Consider the following 22431-nt stretch of genomic DNA (forward strand, 5'->3'; position numbering starts at 1 on the left):
CCCGGGGCATTCCACACAATGGAACCACGGTTTCCAATCCGGAGGCCGATTGATGCCCGGTCACACGGGCTTGCTTCATGAGTGACACCTCTTTCGACTACATCGTCATCGGAGGCGGCACTGCAGGCGCCCTGCTGTGCAACCGCCTCAGCGCCGACCGCAACGTGCGCGTCCTGCTGATCGAAGCCGGCCGCAAGGACGATTACCACTGGATCCACATCCCCGTCGGCTACCTGCACTGCATCGGCAACCCCCGCACCGACTGGCTCTACCAGACCGAGGCCGACGCCGGGCTCAACGGCCGCAGCCTGCGCTACCCGCGCGGCAAGACGCTGGGCGGCTGCTCCAGCATCAACGGCATGATCTACATGCGCGGCCAGGCGCGCGACTACGACCAGTGGGCCGGGCTGACCGGCGACGACAGCTGGCGCTGGGAGCAGGTGCTGCCGGCCTTCATGAAACACGAAAGCCACTGGCGCCTGGACGAGGGCCAGCCGCCCAACCCGGCCTTCGCCAGCCTGCACGGCCACAAGGGCGAATGGCGCGTCGAGAAGCAGCGCCTGCGCTGGGACATCCTGGATGCGTTCTCCCAGGCGGCGCAGCAGGCCGGCATTCCGGCCACACAGGATTTCAATGGTGGCGACAACGAGGGCGTGGGCTATTTCGAAGTGAACCAGAAGGACGGCTGGCGCTGGAACACGGCCAAGGCCTTTCTGCGCCCCAAGTGCTATGGCCGCCCCAACTTCGAGATGTGGACCATGGCCCAGGCCACACGCCTGGTGGTGGAGCGCCAGGCCGATGGCGCCCTGCGCTGCACCGGCGTCAAGGTCTGGACCGGCGACGAGCTGGCCCACCTGACGGCCACCGAGGAAGTGATCGTCTGCGCCGGGGCCGTCAACTCGCCGCAGCTGCTGCAGCTGTCGGGCATCGGCCCGGCCGAGGTGCTGCACCAGGCTGGCATCCCGGTCACGCTGGACCTGCCCGGCGTGGGTGCCAACCTGCAGGACCACCTGCAGATCCGCTCGGTCTACAAGGTGCGCGATGCGCTCACCCTCAACACCCTGGCGGCCAGCCCCTGGGGCAAGCTGCGCATCGGCATGGAATACCTGTTGCGCCGCAGCGGCCCGATGAGCATGGCGCCCTCGCAGCTGGGCGCCTTCACGCGCAGCCGCCCCGAGCTGGAGCACCCCAACCTGCAGTACCACGTGCAGCCCCTGTCGCTGGATGCGTTTGGCGAGCCGCTGCACAGCTTCCCGGCCTTCACCGCCAGCGTCTGCAACCTCAACCCCACCAGCCGTGGCACGGTGCACATCAAGAGCCCGAACTTCGAGGACGCGCCGGCGATTGCGCCCAACTACCTGAGCACCGCCCAGGACCAGCAAGTGGCGGCCGACAGCCTGCGCGTGACGCGCCGCATCGTCAGCCAGCCAGCACTGGCGCGCTATGCCCCCGAGGAATGGAAGCCCGGCACCCAGTACCAGAGCGACGAGGAGCTGATCCGCCTGGCCGGCGACATTGCCACCACCATCTTCCACCCCGTGGGCACCACCAAGATGGGCCGCGACGACGACCCCATGGCCGTGCTGGACAGCCGCCTGCGCGTGCGCGGCGTGCAGGCGCTGCGCGTGGTGGATGCCGGGGCCATGCCCACCATCACCAGCGGCAACACCAACAGCCCGACGCTGATGCTGGCGGAAAAGGCCGCCGGCTGGATCCGCGCCGAACGCAAGGCGCGCGAGGGCCAGGCCCCCCTGGCGGCGGCCGCTCCCGAGGCACCGGCCCAGGCGCTGACCGTGTGAACGGTCCAGCACCCGTCGGCTGGATTGAAAAAAGTGAGCTGCCTGCGCTGATTAAAAGCCGATTTCGGCATTAAAACGCGCCGAAACCAAGACTTTCAAAGCGCAACCAGCTCCTTTTTCAGGACTCCCCCGCTAACGCAATCCGCCGATGTAGCGCCCGGCCTCGTCGCCCGGCGGAGCCGCATCGCGCAGGCGGTGCGCCACACGCTCCACCAGCGACACCGTCGGAGCGGGGGCCGTTGCCCCGGCGTCCAGCAGGGCCGCCAGCCGGTCGGCCAGACCGGCCAGGGCGGCATCGCCGTCCTCCGCCGCGCGGGCCCGCGCCACGCGCACGATCTCGCGGGCGTACTCGTCGTTGCGCGCCATCCAGTCGGTATCGGTCACGCGGCCCGCCTTGCGCCGCAGCGCCACGTGCAGGTGGGCGGCTGCGGCCATGCGTTCGGTGTTCTCCATCGGCATCCTCCTTGTGCAGGCGGCCCAGGCCGCCGGTTGGGTCAGGCGCCCACGTGTTCGCGGTGCTCGCTGATGTCCAGGCCCTGCTGCTCGGCCTGGGCATCCACGCGCACACCCACCAGGCGGTCGGTCAACCACATCAGCACGCAGGTGGCGGCAAAGCTGAACGCCGCCACCGCCACCACCGCCACGGACTGCGCCAGCAGGTTGCCGCTGGCCCCGGAAATCGTGCCGCTGACCAGCACCCCGGTCAGCAGCGAGCCAACGATGCCGCCGATGCCGTGCACGCCGAACACATCCAGCGAGTCATCGGCCCCCAGCCAGCGCTTGAAACCCGTGGCCCCCCAGTAGCAGACCAGCCCGGCGATGGTGCCGATCAGCAGGCCCGCGCCCATGTCCACAAAGCCCGCCGCCGGGGTCACGGCCACCAGCCCGGCCACCAGGCCCGAGCACAGACCCAGCACCGACATGCGGCGGTGCAGCAGCCATTCGCCCAGCGCCCAGCCCAGGGCACCACCGGCAGCCGCCAGGTGCGTGACCACCATGGCCAGGGCCGCGCGCCCGTCGGCCGCCAGGGCCGAGCCGCCGTTGAAGCCGAACCAGCCCACCCACAGCAGGCAGGCGCCCAGCATGGTCCAGCCCAGGTTGTAGGGCTGGAAGGCCTCGCGCCCATAGCCCGTGCGCTTGCCCAGGTAGCAGGCGCAAGCCAGGCCCGCCGCGCCGGCATTCACGTGCACCACGGCGCCGCCGGCGAAGTCCAGCGCGCCCATGCGCGCCAGCCAGCCGCCCGGCTCCCACACCCAGTGCGCCACGGGCACGTAGACCAGCAGGGTCCACAGCGCCATGAACAGCATCAGCGCCGCAAAGCGCATGCGCTCCACCAGGGCGCCGACGATCAGGGCCGCCGTGATGATGGCGAAGGTCAGCTGGAACAGGGCGTAGGCCGCCTCGGGGATGTGCGGCGCCATGTGGCTGACCGCCAGTTGCTGCTGCGCCAGCTGGTAGTCCAGGCCTCCAAACCACAGCCGCTCCAGCCCGCCAATCCAGCGCGAGGACGGGGTGAACGCCAGCGAATAGCCCACGGCAAACCACACCACGCTGACCACACACGCCGCGCCCAGCACCGCCGCCAGGGTGTTGAGCACATTCTTGCGGCGCACCATGCCCGCGTAGAACAGGGCCACGCCGGGCAGCGTCATCAGCAGCACCAGGGCCGTGGCCACCAGCACCCAGACCGTGTCGGCCTTGTCGATGGCCGCAAACCCCACCATCTGCTGGGCCTGCCCGGCCGCTGGCAGCAGGGCCAGCAGCGCCACGCCCGGGGCCCGACGGCCCCACCTGCTTCGCATCTCCATGTCGCTCCCCCGCAGTGTTGTTGCCGCCAGCCAAGCACAAGCCATGCCTGCACACCGGCCGCCAAACACCCACGGCGCACAGTGTCATTCGGCCGTCACACACCGCACCACCAGCTTGCGGGAAATCCCCGATGCACCAAACCAACGCAGGGTCTACAGTCCACACCACTCTAGCGCGCACCAAGGTGCAGCAAGGAGGGCCCGAGGAGACAACTCGATCCACAACCAGACCAATATCTAAAAAGCATCCGCCAATGAGATGCCTTTCCCCCAGCGCCGGCCAGACCGGCGCTTTTTATTTGTTTTAGCGCTCCGTGAGCAGCGCACAATCAGCGCCCATCATGGAATGGATTTTTGTCTCTCTGGCTTCGGCCCTGGCCGGTTTCGTGGATGCCATCGTGGGTGGTGGCGGACTGATTCTGGTGCCCGCGATGTTTGCCGCCTTCCCGCACGCGGCCCCCGCCACCCTGTTTGGCACCAACAAGAGCGCCGCCGTCTGGGGCACGGCGATGTCGACCTGGCAGTACAGCCGGCGCATCAGCATCACCTGGCCGATGATCATCCCCGGCGTCGTGGCCGCCGGGGTGGGCGCGTTCAGCGGCGCCTGGGCCGTCACCCTGGTCAACCCCGACTTCCTGCGCAAGCTGCTGCCCTTCATCCTGCTGGGCGTGCTGCTCTACACCCTGGCCAAGAAGGAGCTGGGGCGCGAGCACACCCCCACGCACAGCCTGCGCACCACGCAGTGGCTGACGGCCGGCATCGGCCTGGTCATCGGCTTTTACGACGGCTTCTTCGGCCCGGGCACGGGCAGTTTCTTCGTGTTCCTGCTGGTGCGCCTGCTGGGCTATGACTTCCTGAACGCGTCGATCAACGCCAAGCTGATGAACGTCACCACCAACCTGGCGGCCATCGTGCTGTTCGCGCTCAAGGGCCATGTCTGGTGGCACTTTGCCGTGCCGCTGGCGATCGCCAACGTCCTGGGCAGCGTACTGGGCACCTGGATGGCGCTGCGCCACGGCGCCGGCTTTGTGCGCGTGATCTTCATCGTGGTGGTCAGCCTGCTGATCTGCAAAACCGGCTGGGACGCCTTCGGCGCCTGAGCCGGCGCGTCACATCCCCCGTCAGTGGCGAGGCCTGCCGTCTGCACGGACGCTGGCCGGCTTTTATAATGGCTGCCTGCTTCGCCTGACGAGCCGCACATTCTTGGTGCATGCGCACCACCGCTTTGCGGCGTAGCCCGGCCCACCGCTGTGATGGTCTGATGTCCTCAGACCGGCGGTCCGGCGGCTACAGCCCCCTCCTTTCTTGACCGCTGCATCGCTGTGAGCGGCGCCCCATCCGCATGGGGCCGGGGCCCTTGCCAGCGCGATGGCGCCAGGAGCACCTCTTTCATGCAACGCTTTTCCGTCATTGCCGCCGCTGCGCTGGCTCTGCTGGGCACTTCGGTGGCCCAGGCACGTCCCCTTGAAGCCATCCAGAAGGACGGCACCCTGCGTCTGGCCACCGAAGGCTACTACGCCCCCTTTGCCTACTTCGAGGGCAAGAAGCTGACCGGCTTCGAAGTCGATCTGGCCGAACACCTGGCCCAGAAGATGGGCCTGAAGTTCGAGTGGAAGACGATTTCCTTCGACGCCCTGCTGACCGGCCTGAAGCAGGACCGCTGGGACCTGGTCATCTCGTCGCACGGCATCACGCCCGAGCGCGAGAAGGCCATCACCTTCACCGCCCCGCACTACTGCTCGGGTGCGCAGGTGATCGCCCGCGACGCCAGCATCCAGGGCGCCAAGGACCTGGCCGGCAAAACCGTGTCGGCCCAGACCGGCACCACCTACCTGGACTACGTGCAGAAAAACGTGCCCGGCGTGAAGCGCGTGGTGAACTTCCCCACCAACGAAGCCGCGATGAACGCCCTGATGACCCAGCGCGCCGACGCCTGGGTGACCGAGCGTTTCCTGGCCAAGGAAATGCTGGCCAAGAACCCCAAGATCAAGTTCCACCAGGGCGAGCTGCTGTTCGTTGAACGCATTGCTGCCGCCGTGGCCAAGGAGAACCAGCCCCTGGCCGCCGCCTGGAACCAGGCCTTTGCCGCCTCCCTGAAGGACGGCAGCTACGCCAAGATCTCGCACAAGTGGTTCCAGGAAGACATCCGCTGCCCGCAATAAAACCTGCCCGGGCGGTGTGGCTGCCAGGCCGGGTGCCTGGCACCGCCGCCCCATGACGCCCTGAGGCTTTGGCCCCCAGGGCGTTTTTGCGTTGTTTAACCTGCTGTTCTTCCCATGCTCACTGCACTTTGGCCCTCGCACTGGAGCCGCACCCAGCGCAGCAATGCCACCCTGGTCACCGCCCTGTTGCTGATGGTGGTGGTCGTCGCCCTGCTGGGCGAGCTGCTGGCCCTGCTGCCCGAACCCATCGGCGACCATGCCGCCGAATTTGCCGATGGCGCCCGCACCACGCTGTACCTGACCCTGGTCAGCGGCGCGGCCGGCCTGCTGCTGGGCGTGCTGGCCGCCGTGGCGCGCACCTCTGGCCATGCCGTGCTGCGCAGCGTGGCCGGCGCCTATGTCTGGATCATCCGCGGCACGCCGCTGCTGGTGCAGATCCTGTTCATGTACTTCGCCCTGCCGGTGCTGGTGCCGGGCCTGAACCTGCCGGACTTTGCCGCCGCCTGCGTGGCCCTGGCACTGAACGTCGGTGCCTACAACGCCGAGGCCGTGCGCGCCGGGCTGAACGCCGTGCCGCGCGGCCAGACCGAGGCCGCCCGTGCCCTGGGCCTGCCCAAGGGCCGCGTGTTCCTGGACGTGGTCTTTCCCCAGGCGTTCAAGATTGCGCTGCCGCCCCTGGTCAGCAACTTCGTGGCCCTGCTCAAGGACTCGTCGCTGGCCTACGCCATCGGCGTGGTGGAACTGACCAACGTCGGCAACCGCATCCAGTCGTCCACCTTCCAGCCGGTGGAGACACTGATCACCGTCGGCGTCACCTACCTGGTGCTGACCACGCTGGTGACCCAGGTCACCGCCGCCATCGAATACCGCTTTGACGTGGAAGGCCGCCAGAAATGAGCCACGCAGCCAACACCCGCACGCCCTACATCGTCTGTGAGCGCGTCACCAAGTCGTTTGGCGCGCACCAGGTGCTCCAGGGCGTGTCCACCCAGTTCTGCCAGGGCGAGGTGACCGTGATCATCGGCGCCTCGGGCTCGGGCAAATCCACGCTGCTGCGCGCGCTGAACCGCCTGGAGCCGCACGACGGCGGGCGCATCACCATCGCCGGCGTGGAAGTCACGGACCACGAGGCCACGCTGCAGCAGCAGCGCTGCGAAGTCGGCATGGTGTTCCAGCAGTTCAACCTGTTCGGCCACATGACCGTGCTGGACAACGTGACCCTGGCGCCGCGCCGCATCCGCAAGACGCCGCGCACCACGGCCAACGCCCAGGCCCTGCAGCTGCTGGAGCGCGTGGGCATGGCCGCCCATGCGCACAAGTACCCCTGGCAGCTGTCCGGCGGCCAGCAGCAGCGCGTGGCGATTGCGCGCGCCCTGGCCATGCAGCCGCAGGTCATGCTGTTCGACGAGCCCACCAGCGCCCTGGACCCGGAGATGGTGCAGGAGGTGCTGGAGGTGATGCGCGGCCTGGCCCGCGAGGGCATGACCATGATCGTCGTCACCCACGAGATGGGCTTCGCCCGCGAAGTGGCCGACCGTGTGATGTTCTTCGACCAGGGGCAGATTGCGCACGAGGCCCCGCCGGCCGAGTTCTTTGCCCGCCCGGGCAACGAACGCATTGCCGCCTTCATCGGCCGCATGGCCCACTAGACGCCCCCGCCATCATCACCATCAGGAGCAGTTGGCGCTTGTCATTCCTTGGTTTCAGACTGTTTTGACCATAAACCCCAGCAAATGCGAGCGTGAGCCGCTCCTTTTTTCATACATCGCATGCGCACCGAACGCCTGGGCCTGGCGGCCCTGCTGACCGTCACCGTGGTCTGGGGCACCACCTTCCCCGCCATGAAGCAGTTGTCCACCGACCTGTCGGCGCTGCAGATCATCTGGCTGCGCTTCGGTCTGGCGGCCCTGGTGCTGCTGCCGCTGTGGCGCGGCATCCGGCGTGCCGAATGGCACTGGGGCTTGGGCCTGGGGGTGCTGAACTTCCTGGCCTTCTGGCTGCAGATCGAAGGCCTGGCGCTGACCACCAGCAACCGCAACGCCTTCGTCACCGGCCTGAACGTGCTGCTGGTGCCGCTGATCGCCTGGCTGGTGCTGCGCCGCCGCACCGGCTGGCAGGTCTGGGCCGCCTGCGCCCTGGCCGTGGCCGGCATGTGCCTGATGTTCTTCGAGGACACACCCTGGAACCGGGGCGACACGCTGACGCTGTGCAGCGCCGTGGTCTACGCCCTGTACATCCTCGGGCTGGAGGCCGCCGCGCGGCGCCACCAGGCGGCCCCCCTGCGCGCCACGCGCATGGCGGCGGCGCTGGCCGGCTCGATGTGGACCTGCACCACGCTGATGCTGTGGCTGCAGCCCCAGGGGTTCGAGCGGCTGCAGACGCAGGCGCAGGCCCTGTCCCCCGGCGCCTGGCTGGCCATCGCCTACCTGGGCCTGGTGGCCAGCGCCCTGGTGGTGGTGCTGCAGGCCTGGGGCCAGCAGCGGCTGGACGCCATGCGCAGCGCCATCGTCTTCGGGCTGGAGCCGGTGTTTGCCGCGCTGACCGCCTGGTGGCTGATCGACGAGCGCATGGGCGCGCTGGCCCTGTGCGGCGCAGCGCTGATGGTGGTGGCGCTGATCTTCAGCCAGTGGACGCCACCGCAGGCTGCACCACGTGCCCGCAGCCTGCCTCCGGCCACGGCAAAGCCCAACGCCTGACGCCCAATACCGTGCTGCAGGCGGGGTGCGCACGCGCCTGTGCTGCGCGCCATGCAAGGCTGAGCACCCGATCCCGTAGAAGGACTGGCGCTTGTGCCCTGCAGGGACAACGCCCGCCACGCGTTATTGGCGGCATGCGCGCCTGCATGGCCCCAGCGCCTGGGACCGTCGATCCTGCCGTGGCGGGAGATGGCGTGCGGCCGACTGCCAGCGTCTGCGCGCGTGGGCGGGGCAGCACCATCCCGGACGGCACGCCCGGTGCGGCACATCGCGCCCGACCTGCCGGTGCTGGATGTGCCCCCCATCGGTGACTGCCTGCAAGGGCTGGCGCTGCGGCCCACGCGGCGCCCGGATAGCCCAAGCTGTCAGGCCCACCCGGACTGGCGCTCAGTCCTCGACCTCGGGCTCGGCCGGATTGCTGTCCTGTGCGTGCGGCACCGCCAGGTCGCCGCCGCTCAAGGTTTCGAGGGCGCGCGGCGCCCCCAGGCTGGGCAGGTCCACGCGCTCGTAGCGGGCCATCATCTCCTTGCCACTGCGTGGTGTGCCAATGGGGGTGGTGGCCTGGCCCTTGCGCATGGCAGCCATGTCTTCTTCGCTGGGGTAATGGTCCAGCAACCAGTAGTCGAAGACCCGCCGCGCAATCGGCGCGGCCGCGGCGGCGCCGAAGCCCGCGTTTTCCACGATCAGCGCCAGGGCGATCTTGGGGTTTTCGGCTGGGGCATAGGCCATGTACAGCGAGTGGTCGCGCTGGTGCTCGGCCAGCTTGGCCGCGTTGTACTTGTCCTTCTGGCCAATGGTCACGGCCTGGGCCGTCCCCGTCTTGCCGCCCGAGGTGTAGGGCGCCCCGGCGAACACACGGCGAGCCGTGCCTTCGACCGTCACGGCCGCCACCGCGCTGCGCACGGCTTCGACGTGCTCGGGCTTGTAGCCCATGGGCGTGCCCGGCTCCTTGTACAGCGCTTCGTACTGGCGCGAGACCGCCCCCAGCGTCGCCTTGCCCAGGTGCGGGCGGTGCTGCACGCCATGGTTGGCCAGCATGGCGGTGGCGTTGGCCACCTGCAGCAGGGTGAAGTGGTTGTAGCCCTGGCCGATACCCAGGGAGATGGTTTCGCCCGCATACCACTTGCGCTGCTCGGGGCGCTTGTAGGTGTTGCGCTTCCACTCGGTGCTAGGCAGCACGCCACGGCCTTCGCCCTGCACATCGATGCCGGTCGGCCTGCCAAAGCCCATGGGCGAGAGGTAGTCGTGGATCATGTCCACGCCCATGTCGTTGGCCAGCATGTAGTAGTACACGTTGGACGATTTGATGATGGAGCGGCGCAGGTTGGTCGGCCCGTTGGGGTGGCCTGAGCGGAAGGTGTGGCCGCCAAAGGTCCAGCTACCGTTGTCTTGGATGGTGGTGTCCACCTTGCGCTTGCCCGACTCCAGGCCGGCCAGGGCCATGAACGGCTTGTAGGTGGAACCTGGCGGGTAGGTGCCACGCAGCGCACGGTTGAGCAGGGGGCGGTCGATGGAGTTGTTCAGCAGGTCCCAGTTTTCCTGGTCGATACCGTCGACGAACAGGTTCAGGTCGTAGGACGGCTTGCTGACCATGGCCAGCACTTCGCCATTGCGCGGGTCGATGGCCACCAGCGCGCCGCGGCGCTCGCCATACAGGTCTTCCACCAGTTTTTGCAGGCCCACATCCAGGGTCAGCACCACCGAATCGCCCGGCGTCGCTGGACGGCTGTTGAGGCGGCGCACGGCAAAGCCGCCGGCCGTGGTCTCCAACTGCTCCCAGCCGGTCAGGCCGTGCAGCTGCTTTTCGTAGCTTTGCTCGATGCCCAGCTTGCCGATGACTTCGGTGCCGCGGTAGTTCGCATAGTCGTCGCTGTCCTCCAGCGCTTCCTGCTCTTTCTGGTTGATGCGGCCGATGTAGCCCACCACGTGGCCGGCCACGTCCTGCAACGGGTAGTTGCGGAACCAGCGGGCCTTGATGTCCACGCCGGGAAAGCGCCAGCGCTGGGCCGCGAAGCGCGCCACTTCCTCGTCGGACAGGCGGCTGCGCAGCGGCACGGACTCGAAGCGCTTGGAATCCTCCATCAGGCGGCGGAACTTGCGCCGGTCGCGGGGCGTGATCTCCACCAGCTCAGACAGGGCGTCGATGGTCTCGTCCATGTCCTTGACCTTGGAACGCGTGATCTCCAACGTGTAGGCCGAATAGTTGGTCGCCAGCACGATGCCGTTGCGGTCCAGGATCTGGCCCCGGTTGGGCACGATGGGCACCACGGCCGTGCGGTTGTTCTCGGCGCGCTCGGCAAAGGCGTCGTGGCGCACCACCTGCAGCACGAACAGGCGGAACAGCAGAATGCAGAACAGCAGCAGCACCAGCAAGGCCACCGCGCCGACGCGCAGCCGGAACTTGTACTGCTCGGCTTCGCTGTTGCGTACCTCAAACCGGCCCATGGCAGCTCCTGCAAGTGCCCAGGGCGGGAAGAAAGCGGAAGAAGCCCGGCATCAGACAGCCCTTACAGCGGACGGTTGCTGTCCGCATCGGGGGCGCGGCGCTGCGGCGCCAGCAGCACGGCGCTCAGCAGGGGCCACAGCAGCGTCTCCAGCACCGGAGCCAGGGCCACCGAAAAGCCGGGGAACATGCCACCCGCCACCATGCGGATCAGCATCTGCAGCAGGTGGGCACCGGCAAACATGGGCAGCACCTGCAGCGCCTGGGTCAACGGCGAGAACCACATCATGCGCCGGCTGGCACGCTGCGAGGCATAGACCACCAGCACATAAGTAAGTGCATGCTGACCCAACAAGGCCGTCTGCTGCACATCGACCCCCAGCCCCAACACAAACGCCACCCCCATGCCCAGGCGGTGCGGATGGTGCAGCGCCCAGAAGGCCAGCACCATCATCAACAGGTCGGGCATCCAGACAAAGCCGCCCAGGGGCAGCAGGCTCAGCAAAAACACCAGGGCAATGCTGAAGACGATGAAACCGGGCTTGACCGGCATCAGCAGTTGCTGACCGCGCGGCATGATCATGGCTGGGCTCCTGGTCCTGGCAGGTTGCTGGCGCCGGCACGGCGCTGGGCAGATTTGTCTTCGCGCTGCGCCTTGGCCTCCTGCGGCGTGGGCACGCTGGGCTGCACCTCGGGCACATGGGCGGCCTTCAGCACGTTCAGCGGCGTCAGCACCATCACGTGGCGCGCGCCGTCCAGGCGGGCCACGGGTTCACAGTAGATGCGCAGGAAGGGCGACTGGTTGCGCCGCTCGACCTCGATCACGCGGGCCACCGGCAAGCCAGCCATGTAGACACCGTCCACGCCGCTGGTGACCAGCTCGTCGCCCACCTGCACATCCGCATCATTGGGCATAAAGCGCAGCTCCATGCCGTCGGTGCGCAGGTTGGAGGCATCGCCGTAGGCCACGCCCCGCACGCCGGTGCGCTCCACCATCACCGGAATCACCTGGTCTCGGTCGGACAGCAGGGTCACCTCGCTGGAGAACGGCTGCACGCGGGTCACCTGCCCCAGCACCCCGACATCGTCCATCACCGGGCTGCCGGGCTCGACGCCGGCCACTTGGCCCTTGTCCAGCACCACGCGGCGCGTGTAGCTGTCCGGGGTTTCGTACATGACCTCGGCCGCCACGGTGGGCACCACCAGGCGGGGACGCAGGCCCAGCAGGCTGCGCAGTTGCTGGTTTTCTTCCAGCAGCTGCTCGGCATTGTGGGCCTTGATGGTCATCTCGGTCATCAGGCGGCGTGCCTCCACGGCCTCGGCCTGGGCGGCATGCAGATCGCCAAAATAGGCCTTGCCACTGGACAGCCAGCCCACAGGCTGCATCACCGCCCATTGCAGGGGGAACAGCACCACGGAGACGGCCTGGCGCACGGGCTCGGTGAGCTTGAAGCGCACGTCGGCCAGCATCAGCATCACGGACAGGGCGCTGAGCAGCAGCACCCGCGTCGTGGGCGAGGTGCCGTGCTTGAAGAGGGAGGGCGCGTCGCGCTCCAGCGTTCTCAGGCTCATGCCGCCCCCCTCATGGGATGTGGCATTTCACGGACGGGCGAACCGCCCGACCTGCTGACTGCGCGAGCTTTCACAGAGAACATGGAGAACCATTCCAATCAGGGCCTACTGCCAGGGCATCCAGGGCCGCGCGGCAGGCCGTCAAGCGCATCAGTCGCTGGTGAAGATGCTGCCTTGGCGGTCCAGGCTGTCCAGGGCCATGCCGCAACCGCGCACCACGCAGGTCAGTGGCTCTTCGGCGACCAGCACGGGCAGGCCGGTTTCCTCGGCCAGCAGGCGGTCCAGGTCACGCAGCAGCGCGCCACCACCGGTCAGCATCATGCCGCGCTCGGCAATGTCGGCGCCCAGTTCGGGCGGCGTCTGCTCCAGCGCATTCTTCACGGCCGAGACGATCTGGTTCAGGGGTTCGGTCAGGGCTTCCAGCACCTCGTTGGAGCTGATGGTGAAGCTGCGCGGCACGCCTTCGGACAGGTTGCGGCCCTTGACTTCCAGTTCCTTGACTTCGGAGCCTGGGAAGGCCGAGCCGATCTGCTTCTTGATCAGTTCCGCCGTGGGTTCGCCGATCAGCATGCCGTAGTTGCGGCGGATGTAGCTGATGATGGCTTCGTCGAACTTGTCACCACCGACGCGCACCGAGCCCTTGTAGACCATGCCGCCCAGCGAGATCACGCCCACTTCGGTCGTGCCGCCACCGATGTCCACCACCATCGAGCCGGAGGCTTCCGACACGGGCAGACCGGCGCCGATACCGGCAGCCATGGGTTCCTCGATCAGGTACACAGCCGTGGCACCGGCGGCTTCGGCAGCGTCCTTGATGGCGCGGCGCTCCACCTGGGTCGAGCCGCAGGGCACGCAGATGATGATGCGCGGGCTGGGCGTCATCACATTGCGGGGGTGCACCATCTTGATGAACTGCTTGATCATCTGCTCGGTGATCACGAAGTCGGCGATCACGCCGTCCTTCATCGGGCGGATGGCTTCGATGTTGCCGGGCACCTTGCCCAGCATGGCCTTGGCTTCGGCGCCGACGGCCTGGATCACCTTCTTGCCGTGGGGACCGCCTTCGTGGCGGATGGCGACCACGGAAGGTTCGTCCAGCACAATGCCCTTGTCGCGGGCGAAGATCAGGGTGTTGGCAGTGCCAAGGTCAATGGCCAGATCGGTGGAGAAGTACCGACGGAAAGCTCCGAACATTCAATTTTCCTCTCAGGCACAGCATGCGCTTCGGCCTGCCATCGCCGGGGTGTAGATCAACAGGAATCAGGGGGAATCAGGGATTGGCTTTTCTACACAATCACCACCCTGCGGGGGTGCGAATCGTGCAAAGACAAGATAATACCGTATCCCCTGTGAATAACTCATGGCGGCGCATGCCGTCTGACAGCTTTACATCCGGTTTCGAACCGCAGAAAACCTATGGCACTCACCTCCCAAGACATTGACCGCATCGCCAACTTGGCGCGGCTTGCCCTCTCTCCAGAAGAAAGTGAGCGCATGCTATCGCAATTGAACGGATTTTTCGGCATCGTCGAGAAAATGCAGGCTGTGGATACCTCGGGCGTGCAGCCGCTGGCCCACCCCGTGGCAGCCATCCAGGACATCGCCCTGCGCCTGCGCGAGGATGTGGCCAGTGAACCCAACCAGCGTGAGGCCAATATGCGCAACGCCCCTGCGCAGGGCGAGGGCTTGTTCCTCGTGCCCAAGGTCATCGAATAAGCGCAAGGCACAGCATTTCCCATGAGCACTACCGAACTGCACCACCTGAGCGTGGCCGAGCTGGCCGCCCAGCTGAAGAACAAACACGTCTCCGCCGTCGAAGCGGCCCAGCACTTCCTGGCACGCGCCCAGGCGCACCAAAACCTTGGTGCCTTTGTGGCTATCGACGAAGCCACCACCCTGGCGCAGGCCCGGGCGGCCGATGCGCTGATCGCCTCCGGCCAGGGCGGCCGCCTGGCCGGCGTGCCGATCGCGCACAAGGACATCTTCGTCACCCAGGACTTCCCCACCACCGCCGCCAGCAAGATGCTGGCAGGCTACCGGTCGCCGTTTGACGCCACCGTGGTGCGCAAGCTGGCCGACGCCGGCGTGGTGACCCTGGGCAAGCTGAACTGCGACGAATTCGCCATGGGCGGCGCCAACGAGAACTCCGCCATCGCGCCCGTGGGCTTCGATGCACCCCAGCCCGTGCGCAACCCCTGGAACCCCGAGCGCGTGCCCGGTGGCTCCTCCGGCGGTTCCGCCGCCGCCGTGGCCGCCCGCCTGGCCCCTGCGGTCACCGGCACCGACACCGGTGGGTCAATCCGCCAGCCCGCCTCGTTCTGCGGCATCACCGGCATCAAGCCCACCTATGGCCGCGCTAGCCGCTACGGCATGATCGCCTTCGCCTCGTCCCTGGACCAGGCCGGCCCCATGGGCCGCAGCGCCGAAGACTGCGCGCTCTTGCTGAGCGAGATGTGCGGCCCCGACCTGGACCGTGACTCCACCAGCCTGGACCACCCCGCCGAAGACTTCACGCTGAAGCTCAACGACAGCATCGAAGGCCTGCGCATCGGCGTGCCCGCCGAGTTCTTTGGCGAAGGCCTGGCCGACGACGTGCGCGCCGCCGTGGATGCCGCCCTGAAGGAATACGAAAAGCTGGGCGCCAAGCTGGTGCCCATCAGCCTGCCGCGCACCGAGCTGTCCGTGCCCGTGTACTACATCCTGGCGCCGGCCGAGGCCTCGTCCAACCTGTCGCGCTTTGACGGCGTGAAGTTCGGCCACCGCGCTGCCAAGTTCACCGACCTGAACGACATGTACAAGCAGACCCGCGCCGAAGGCTTTGGCGACGAGGTCAAGCGCCGCATCATGATCGGCGCCTACGTGCTGTCCGAGGGCTACTACGACGCCTACTACCTGCAGGCGCAGAAGATCCGCCGCATGATTGCCGACGACTTCCAGGCCGCGTTCAAGGACTGCGACGTCATCGCCGGCGCCGCCGCGCCCACCACCGCCTGGGCGATTGGTGGCAAGGCCGACCCCGTCAGCAACTACCTGGCCGACGTGTTCACCCTGCCCGCCTCACTGGCCGGCCTGCCCGGTTTGAGCCTGCCTGCCGGCTTTGGCCACGGCGGCCTGCCCGTGGGCCTGCAGCTGATCGGCAACTACTTCTCGGAGGCCCAGCTGCTCAACGCCGCGCACCGCTTCCAGCAGGCCACGGACTTCCACCTGCAACGCCCCGCCGGTATCTAAACCATAGCTGCCAGCGCAAGCGGGACAAGCGCCAGAGGCCAAAAACACTATCAGCCTCTGCCCCCCGCCGCGCTGCCAGCACCGCATGCACAGCAGCAAGGACACACGACAACATGACTGCGAAACTGATTCAGGGCTACGAAGTCGTCATCGGCTTTGAAACCCACGCCCAACTGGCGACCCAATCGAAAATCTTCAGCCGCGCCAGCACCGCCTTCGGCGCCGCGCCCAACACCCAGGCCTGCGCGGTGGACCTGGCCCTGCCCGGCACCCTGCCGGTGATGAACAAGCAGGCCGTGGAATGCGCCATCAAGCTGGGCCTGGCCCTGGGCTCGCACATCGCGCCGCGCAGCATCTTCGCGCGCAAGAACTACTTCTACCCTGACCTGCCCAAGGGCTACCAGATCTCCCAGTTCGAGATTCCCGTGGTGCAAGGCGGTGAGGTCAGCTTCTACGTCGGCGACAAGCTGCACACCGTGCGCCTGGTGCGTGCCCACCTGGAAGAAGACGCCGGCAAGTCCGTGCACGACCAGTTCCCCAGCGAATCCGGCATTGACCTGAACCGCGCGGGCACACCCCTGCTGGAAATCGTGACCGAACCCGACATCCGCAGCACCGAAGAAGCCGTGGCCTACGCCAAGGAACTGCACAAGATCGTCACCTGGATCGGCATCTGCGACGGCAACATGCAGGAAGGCTCGTTCCGCTGCGACGCCAACGTGTCCGTGCGCAAGCCCGGTGCGCCCCTGGGCACCCGCCGCGAGATCAAGAACCTGAACTCGTTCAAGAACATGCAGATCGCCATCGACTACGAGATCCGCTGGCAGATCGAGCAGATTGAAGACGGCTACGAGATCCAGCAGGCCACCGTGCTGTTCAACCCCGACACCGGCGAAACCCGCGCCATGCGCACCAAGGAAGACGCGGCCGACTACCGCTACTTCCCCGACCCCGACCTGCCCCCGCTGGTCGTGGCCGACAGCTGGGTGCAGCAGGTCAAGGGCGCCATGCCCGAACTGCCGCGCGCCATGGCCGCCCGCTTTGTCGAGCAGTACGCCCTGCCCGAGTACGACGCCACCACGCTGACCCAGTCGCAAGCCATGGCCGCCTACTTTGAGCGCACCGCCCAGGCCTGCGGCCAGGCCAAGCTGGCCAGCAACTGGGTGATGGGCGAAATCTCGCGCCGCCTGAACACCGAAGAAATCGGCATGGACGCGGTCAAGGTCAGCAGCGCACAGCTGGCCGCCCTGATCGGCCGCATCAGCGACGGCACTATCAGCAACAACGCCGCCAAGCAGGTGTTTGAAGCGCTGTGGACGGGTGAAGGCGCTGACGTGGACGCCGTCATCGACGCCAAGGGCCTCAAGCAGATGAACGACACCGGCGCGCTGGAAGCCATCATCGACGAGGTGATCGCCGCCAATCCCGGCAACGTCGAGCAATACCGCGCGGGAAAGGACAAGGCGTTCAACGCCCTGGTCGGGCAGGTGATGAAGGCGTCCAAGGGGAAGGCGAATCCCGGGCAAGTCAATGAGCTGTTGAAGGCAAAATTGATCGCATAAAAAAGATCGTTACAAGCCACGCATTGCGTGGCTTTTTTTTATAAAAAAATGAGACAAGAAATTCACCAAACAAACGAAGTCTTCACCCCTAGCAAGCCTGCGAAGAAGACTTTTATTGAACGAGAAACTGTTCGCGAAAAATTAGTCCGAGCCCTAATGACCCCAGGAAAGCAGATCGTCGTGTTCGGTCATTCCGGTGTTGGGAAAAGCACACTTTTACAAAACAAACTTCTTCAAACCTACGAGCATCACATTACTACCAGATGTATGCGAGGAATGAAATTTGATCAAATCATTTTTGATGCGTTTTCACAGCTAGACTCTTACTACATATCAGAGAAAACTCAAAAAAATGAAATAGGCTTTAAAATATCCGTCGAGCCTCCAAAACTTTTCACAGATATAAAAAGTCAGTTCGAGATCCATAGAAAATCAGAAGGTCAAAATAAACTAACACCAATTATTCCACCGCAACTTACCCCTCCTACGCTTGGAAAATTAATTGGTGAAAGCAATGCCTGCTGGGTTATTGAAGATTTCCATAAGATTGAAGATGGAGAAAAGCATTATCTATCTCAACTTATGAAGGTTTTCATGGATTTATCAGATGATTATCCATCATTGAAAATAATTGCAATCGGCGCAACAAATACAGCTAGACAAGTCATTGATTATGACCCTGAAATGAAACATCGCGTTTCAGAGATTCACGTCCCATTAATGACTGCAGAAGAAATAAAATCAATAGTTGTAAAAGGAGAAGCCCTTCTCAACATAGGATTCCCAGAATTATTTAAAAATCTAATTGTTCAACACTCTGCAGGAATGGCTTCTGTTGCACATACTCTCTGTTTGAACATTTGCTATTCCGCGAATGTTCTAGAAACAGCACCCTCCTCAATAAAAATAACAAAGAAAAATTGGGATGAGGCACTTCTCAGCTATATAGAAGAATCCTCTGACAATATTCAAAGCTCGTTCGAAAAAGCGCTGAATCAAAAGAGAAAATCAAAATTTCATCACGAAAAAATAATCATCCAAGCTTTGTGTGACTTTAAGAATGGCGAAGCAGGTCGATTAGATTTATTGCAAAAAATCCAACGCGAATTCCCTGAATACCCAAACACCGGATTCAAACAACGCTTAGAAAAATTAAGCCTTCCAGAAAAAGGGCGAATTTTGAAGTTCAATGAAAACTCTGGCACATTTTCTTTTTACGATCCGATCTACCATGCTTATGCACTTGCGCATAGGCGTGCAATTTTCGAGTCTAAGGAAAACTCCAGCATATCGCCAGAAGTAACTGCTTTTTTAGAAGCCTTGGAAGAACTACTCAGCAAAAACAAGCCTGCCGAGGTTGAGTAATCGAGTGTTTAAATGCGCCAGTACTTCGTTCTCGGACGACTTACTTTCTTGTTGCGCAACAAGAAAGTAAGCACAGAAATGCTCCCTGCTGCCCGCGACCCTTCGCTGTGCGCTGCGGCACGGGCAGCAGGGAGTTAAACGACCGGCAAGGGCTGTGCTTTCAGTGAAAAGCCGTTGATTTTTCCCGACGGTCGCGACGCGCTTTCAAGCCAGCGTGCAGGAACTTGAAGCGTTTTTGGCCTCTAGCCCAATATTCACCTGCGTCAGCAGCTATCAGTTTCACTGCAGCCTGGCTTCCTCTCCATCAACCCTTCTGACTGCGCCAAGGCGCGCAGACCCCGGGACGGGCGGGTGTGCCGAAGGACACACCCGCTTCGTAGACTGACCCTCCGCGGCTGTCTGAGCGGAGCGGCTTGCCGCGCAGCGAGTTCCGCGGCGCCGTCCCGGGGTTGAGCACCGCGGCTGCCCCGACGTGCAACGTCGGGGTCGCAGGCAGCAGGGCCGCCTTTTCTTTGGTTCCTTTCTTTTGGCGGAGCAAAAGAAAGGAACTGCGCCGCCGGGCGCACATCCCGGCCAGCGGCGCCCCGCGCATCCCCAAACACCAGCCAATAAGCGCAGCGCCAAGACAGCACAGCCGAAAAGCGCTTCTCCCTCAGCCCCCTAGGACTTAAAGCCTTTTTGGCCTCCAGCCCAGTCCGCACCTACACTACCAGCTATCACTTTCAATGAAAGCACCTCAGCAGGCGGTGCACCCGGACACGCCACTCAGTCCACCGAAGCACCGGATTGCTTCACCGCCTGCCCCCACTGCGTGATCTCCGCCGCCACAAATGCGTCCATCTCCGCTGGGGTGGTGGGCACGGCCTCGGAGCCACGGTCGCTGATGAACTTGCGCATCTCGGGGCTGCGCAAGATGGCCACGGTTGCGCGGTTGAGTTTGTCGATGATGTCTTTGGGGGTGCCCTTGGGTGCCATCAGGCCCAGCCAGCCCACGGCCTCGAAGCCACGGAACTCGGGCAGGCCGGATTCGGCGATGGTGGGCACCTCCGGCAACTGGCTGGATCGGGTGCTGGAAGTCACGCCCAAAGGGATGGCCTTGCCAGCCTGGATGTTGGCCAGGGCGGCGGTGACCGAATCCACCATCAGCGGCACCTGTCCGCCCAAAAAGTCGGCCTGCGCCGGGCCGCTGCCCTTGTAGGGGATGTGCTCGATCTGCAGCTTGGCGCGCGCCTTGACCATCTCGCCGCTCAGGTGCTGGGTGCCGCCGATGCCGGCACTGGCGTAGTTCCAGCGCCCGGGCTCGGCACGGGCCTTGTACACCAGGTCTTTCATGCTGCGCACGCCCACGCTGGGGTGGGCCAGGAAGACCAGGGGCACCTTGGCAATCAGGCTGATGCCCACCAGGTCCACACGCGGGTCGAAGTTCACCTTTTTGTACAGCGTCTGGTTCACGGCCATGGCGCTGCCGGCGACCAGCAGGGTGTAGCCGTCCGCGGGGCTGCGCACCACCTGTTCGCTGCCGATGTTGCTGCCCGCGCCGGCCTTGTTTTCCACGACCAGGGGCTGGCCCAGGGATTGGCCCAACTTTTCAGCCAGGGCGCGGGCAAAGATGTCGGTCGCCTGCCCGGGCGGGAAGGGCACGATCAATTTGATGGGTCTGTCGGGGTAGGCCGCAGCCACCGGGGCCGCAAACGTCGTGGCCGCGCAGGTCGCGGCCGCCAAAAGCAGGGTTTTGTGCATCGTGTTGTCTCCTGCCATCCAGCTTAGTCCGTCGCCCACGCTGCCGCATCGCGACAATCCCGCAAGCACCAGGGCAGCATGCCTCCCACGGAATTGTTGGCCGTTGTGACACCTTGCCCCATATCAGCAGGTATCCGCCGCTGTCCATCTCGCTGCGATCGACGCGACTGCTGATGGGTCACACGGCCCTCTGATGTGTGGGGCACTTGGGTTGGGCGCGACCCACATCACCTGCGCCGCCGGGCGCCTCCCGGCCACAGCCAGACCACCATGCAAGTCACCACCCACAGAACTTTTCCCTTCCCAGGCCGCCTAATACGGGCAACGTCTGCGCTTCGCCCTGGCCCGCGCCGGCCCTCCCCCTTCAACGCCTTCGCTAGAACCCCCACCCTATGGACTCTCTGACCCAAGCCGTGCTCGGCGCCAGCGTGACGGTGGCCGTCATGGACCGCCGCACGTCCTTTGCCAAGGCCGCCCTGGTGGGCGCCGTGGCGGGCACGGTGCCCGATCTGGATGTGCTGATCGACCATGGCGACGATCTGCTGAACATGGTGCGCCACCGGGCCGAGTCGCATGCGCTGTTTTTTCTGACGCTGGCGGCACCGCTGTTCGGCTGGTTGACGCATAAGCTGGTGGACCGCAAGGCGCCTGCGGGTGCGCCGAATTTGACGGCGCGCTGGAGCCTGGCCTGGCTGCTGGCCCTGCTGACGCACGTGGGCATCGACGCCATGACCAGCTATGGCACGCAGTTCCTGCAGCCCTTCACCGACCACGCGTTTGCCGTGGGCAGCGTGTTCATCATCGATCCGCTCTACACCCTGCCGCTGCTGCTGGGCCTGCTGCTGTCCGGGCTGCGCGCGCGGCGCGGGGTGGACTGGCGGGGGCCCAACCGCTGGGCGCTGGTCTTCAGCTGCTGCTATTTGTTGTGGAGCGTGGGCGCCCAGCACCAGGTGCGCAGCGTGGCGCAGCAGGCCCTGGCCGAACAAGGCGTGCCCGATGCCCAGCTGTTTGTCTATGCCACGCCGTTCAACACCGTGCTGTGGCGGGTGCTGGCGATCACGCCCACGCACAGTTACGAGGGCTTTTACAGCCTGCTGGACCAGGGGCACCACATCCCCCTGACCGCCACGCAGCGCGGCCAGGAATACCTGCAGCGCTGGGCCAGCGTGCCTGCGGTGCAGGCCATGCAGCGCTTCACCCAGGGCCCCATCCGCATGGAGCTGCGCGACAGCCGCGTGCTGCTGACCGACCTGCGCATGGGCCATGAGCCGCACTACAGCTTTGTCTTCGACCTGGGCACGCCCGCGCAGCTGGATGCGGGGCAGACGCAACCGCACAAGGTCAGCGCTGTGCTGTCGTCCGGCTTCAGCCTGTCCGCGCTGATCGACCGCATCCTGGGTCGCGATCTGCGTGCCCCCGCCGCGACGGCGCACCAATAAGCGCAGGCCGCACAGCGAACCGCTTTTTCTAAAAAGTGAGCTGCCGGCGCAGGCTGGATCAGCGCCAGCTACCCATTTCATCCAGATTGGCGAACCCCACCCTCGGTACGCCGTGGTTGCGCCTGGCCGTACCGGGCGTACGGTCTGCGGCTTCACGCCCCGTCTCGACCGCCCAGCTGTGGTGGGCGGGGTGGTGTTGGCCACGCTAACAACCTGCTCGCCCCGCCAACCCTACCGGCTCAACACCCCGTAGCGGGCATCCCAGCCCCAGCGCGTGCGTGCCAAGACGCGCACGCTTTCGGGTTTGCTTCTAATTCCCGGCAGTGGTTTGAACGGAGTGACGCCGTCGCACAGGGCGTTCTGCCGGACCGCCCGCTGCCAGCGTCGTCTTTTCTGGGGTCTCCACGCACATGGCTGCGCACCATGCGTGGCACCCCGTGCAAGCGCGAACCCCGGTTGCTTTGGACGTAGCAAAAGCAATCGGGTCGCTGCCGGGCGGCTCCCTGCCTCCGCCCCACGCACCCGCGCAGCCCCCAAAGCACGCCCCAGACTGCATCCACGCGCCGCCGGCCCTGGTGCGGCCTGCCACAGCACCACCACCGCCCCAAGGCATACTC

Annotated in this window: 18 protein-coding genes; 11 read left to right on the forward strand and 7 right to left on the reverse strand. The window is 65.2% G+C overall.

The genetic code is table 11. From position 1 onward, the window contains the following. The first annotated feature begins 77 nt into the window (after positions 1-77). A complete protein-coding gene (locus tag FYM52_RS14880; RefSeq protein ID WP_154164665.1) occupies positions 78-1799 on the forward strand; it encodes a GMC family oxidoreductase in 1722 nt (573 codons plus the stop codon). A gap of 132 nt (positions 1800-1931) precedes the next feature. Here FYM52_RS14880 and FYM52_RS14885 read toward each other — a convergent pair whose 3' ends face one another. Next, on the reverse strand, positions 1932-2252 hold the full coding sequence (locus tag FYM52_RS14885; protein ID WP_162858928.1) for a hypothetical protein: 321 nt from the start codon (positions 2250-2252) through the stop codon (positions 1932-1934). 41 nt (positions 2253-2293) lie between these two features. Further along, a complete protein-coding gene (locus FYM52_RS14890; RefSeq protein ID WP_370513857.1) occupies positions 2294-3601 on the reverse strand; it encodes an ammonium transporter in 1308 nt (435 codons plus the stop codon). Between the two features lie 347 nt (positions 3602-3948). On the opposite strand from FYM52_RS14890, the gene FYM52_RS14895 reads away from it, so the two are divergent. The 5 genes from FYM52_RS14895 to FYM52_RS14915 all read left to right on the forward strand — a co-directional run bounded on the left by FYM52_RS14895 (position 3949) and on the right by FYM52_RS14915 (position 8465). After that, positions 3949-4707, forward strand: coding sequence for a TSUP family transporter (locus FYM52_RS14895; protein WP_154164668.1), 759 nt, complete (start codon positions 3949-3951; stop codon positions 4705-4707). 291 nt (positions 4708-4998) lie between these two features. Beyond that, positions 4999-5769 carry an ABC transporter substrate-binding protein gene (locus FYM52_RS14900; protein ID WP_154164669.1) on the forward strand — a complete coding sequence of 257 codons (771 nt, stop codon included), beginning with the start codon at positions 4999-5001 and terminating at the stop codon, positions 5767-5769. A 114-nt stretch (positions 5770-5883) separates the two neighbouring features. Further along, a complete protein-coding gene (locus FYM52_RS14905) occupies positions 5884-6666 on the forward strand; it encodes an amino acid ABC transporter permease (RefSeq protein WP_154164670.1) in 783 nt (260 codons plus the stop codon). Beyond that, complete coding sequence (locus tag FYM52_RS14910; RefSeq protein WP_154164671.1) at positions 6663-7418, forward strand: amino acid ABC transporter ATP-binding protein; 756 nt, start codon at positions 6663-6665, stop codon at positions 7416-7418. The genes FYM52_RS14905 and FYM52_RS14910 overlap by 4 nt, the downstream gene beginning before the upstream one ends. 120 nt (positions 7419-7538) lie before the next feature. Continuing rightward, on the forward strand, positions 7539-8465 hold the full coding sequence (locus tag FYM52_RS14915; RefSeq protein WP_051519605.1) for a DMT family transporter: 927 nt from the start codon (positions 7539-7541) through the stop codon (positions 8463-8465). 387 nt (positions 8466-8852) lie between these two features. On the opposite strand, the gene mrdA is transcribed toward FYM52_RS14915, so the two are convergent. The 4 genes from mrdA to FYM52_RS14935 form a co-directional block, all read right to left on the reverse strand. Then, on the reverse strand, positions 8853-10910 hold the full coding sequence (mrdA, locus tag FYM52_RS14920; protein ID WP_081770796.1) for a penicillin-binding protein 2: 2058 nt from the start codon (positions 10908-10910) through the stop codon (positions 8853-8855). A gap of 62 nt (positions 10911-10972) precedes the next feature. After that, the gene (gene mreD, locus FYM52_RS14925; RefSeq protein WP_042419113.1) at positions 10973-11491 is read right to left on the reverse strand and encodes a rod shape-determining protein MreD; all 519 of its coding nucleotides are present in this window, start codon (positions 11489-11491) and stop codon (positions 10973-10975) included. Then, positions 11488-12480, reverse strand: a complete 993-nt coding sequence (mreC, locus tag FYM52_RS14930; RefSeq protein WP_081770795.1) for a rod shape-determining protein MreC — start codon at positions 12478-12480, stop codon at positions 11488-11490. Before mreC ends, mreD begins: the two co-directional genes overlap by 4 nt. Before the next feature lie 150 nt (positions 12481-12630). Continuing rightward, positions 12631-13674: a rod shape-determining protein gene (locus tag FYM52_RS14935; protein WP_042419115.1), complete on the reverse strand. Its 1044-nt coding sequence runs from the start codon at positions 13672-13674 to the stop codon at positions 12631-12633. Between the two features lie 222 nt (positions 13675-13896). Between FYM52_RS14935 and gatC the strand changes: the two genes are divergently transcribed. The 4 genes from gatC (at position 13897) to FYM52_RS14955 (ending at position 18635) form a co-directional block, all read left to right on the forward strand. Then, on the forward strand, positions 13897-14196 hold the full coding sequence (gene gatC / locus FYM52_RS14940) for an Asp-tRNA(Asn)/Glu-tRNA(Gln) amidotransferase subunit GatC (protein WP_154164672.1): 300 nt from the start codon (positions 13897-13899) through the stop codon (positions 14194-14196). 21 nt (positions 14197-14217) lie between these two features. Next, positions 14218-15708: an Asp-tRNA(Asn)/Glu-tRNA(Gln) amidotransferase subunit GatA gene (gene gatA / locus FYM52_RS14945; RefSeq protein WP_154164673.1), complete on the forward strand. Its 1491-nt coding sequence runs from the start codon at positions 14218-14220 to the stop codon at positions 15706-15708. A gap of 113 nt (positions 15709-15821) precedes the next feature. Continuing rightward, entirely contained in the window at positions 15822-17270 is a 1449-nt protein-coding gene (gatB, locus tag FYM52_RS14950) for an Asp-tRNA(Asn)/Glu-tRNA(Gln) amidotransferase subunit GatB (RefSeq protein ID WP_154164674.1), read from the forward strand. A 48-nt stretch (positions 17271-17318) separates the two neighbouring features. Beyond that, positions 17319-18635: a hypothetical protein gene (locus tag FYM52_RS14955; RefSeq protein ID WP_162524744.1), complete on the forward strand. Its 1317-nt coding sequence runs from the start codon at positions 17319-17321 to the stop codon at positions 18633-18635. A 765-nt stretch (positions 18636-19400) separates the two neighbouring features. On the opposite strand, the gene FYM52_RS14960 is transcribed toward FYM52_RS14955, so the two are convergent. Next, positions 19401-20375: a tripartite tricarboxylate transporter substrate binding protein gene (locus tag FYM52_RS14960; protein ID WP_154164676.1), complete on the reverse strand. Its 975-nt coding sequence runs from the start codon at positions 20373-20375 to the stop codon at positions 19401-19403. Positions 20376-20767: 392 nt separating this feature from the next. On the opposite strand from FYM52_RS14960, the gene FYM52_RS14965 reads away from it, so the two are divergent. Further along, positions 20768-21814, forward strand: a complete 1047-nt coding sequence (locus FYM52_RS14965; RefSeq protein WP_154164677.1) for a metal-dependent hydrolase — start codon at positions 20768-20770, stop codon at positions 21812-21814. Positions 21815-22431 lie beyond the last annotated feature (617 nt).

The organism is Comamonas sp. CAH-2 (genome assembly GCF_009668305.1).
GTDB classification, from domain to species: domain Bacteria; phylum Pseudomonadota; class Gammaproteobacteria; order Burkholderiales; family Burkholderiaceae_C; genus Comamonas; species Comamonas aquatica.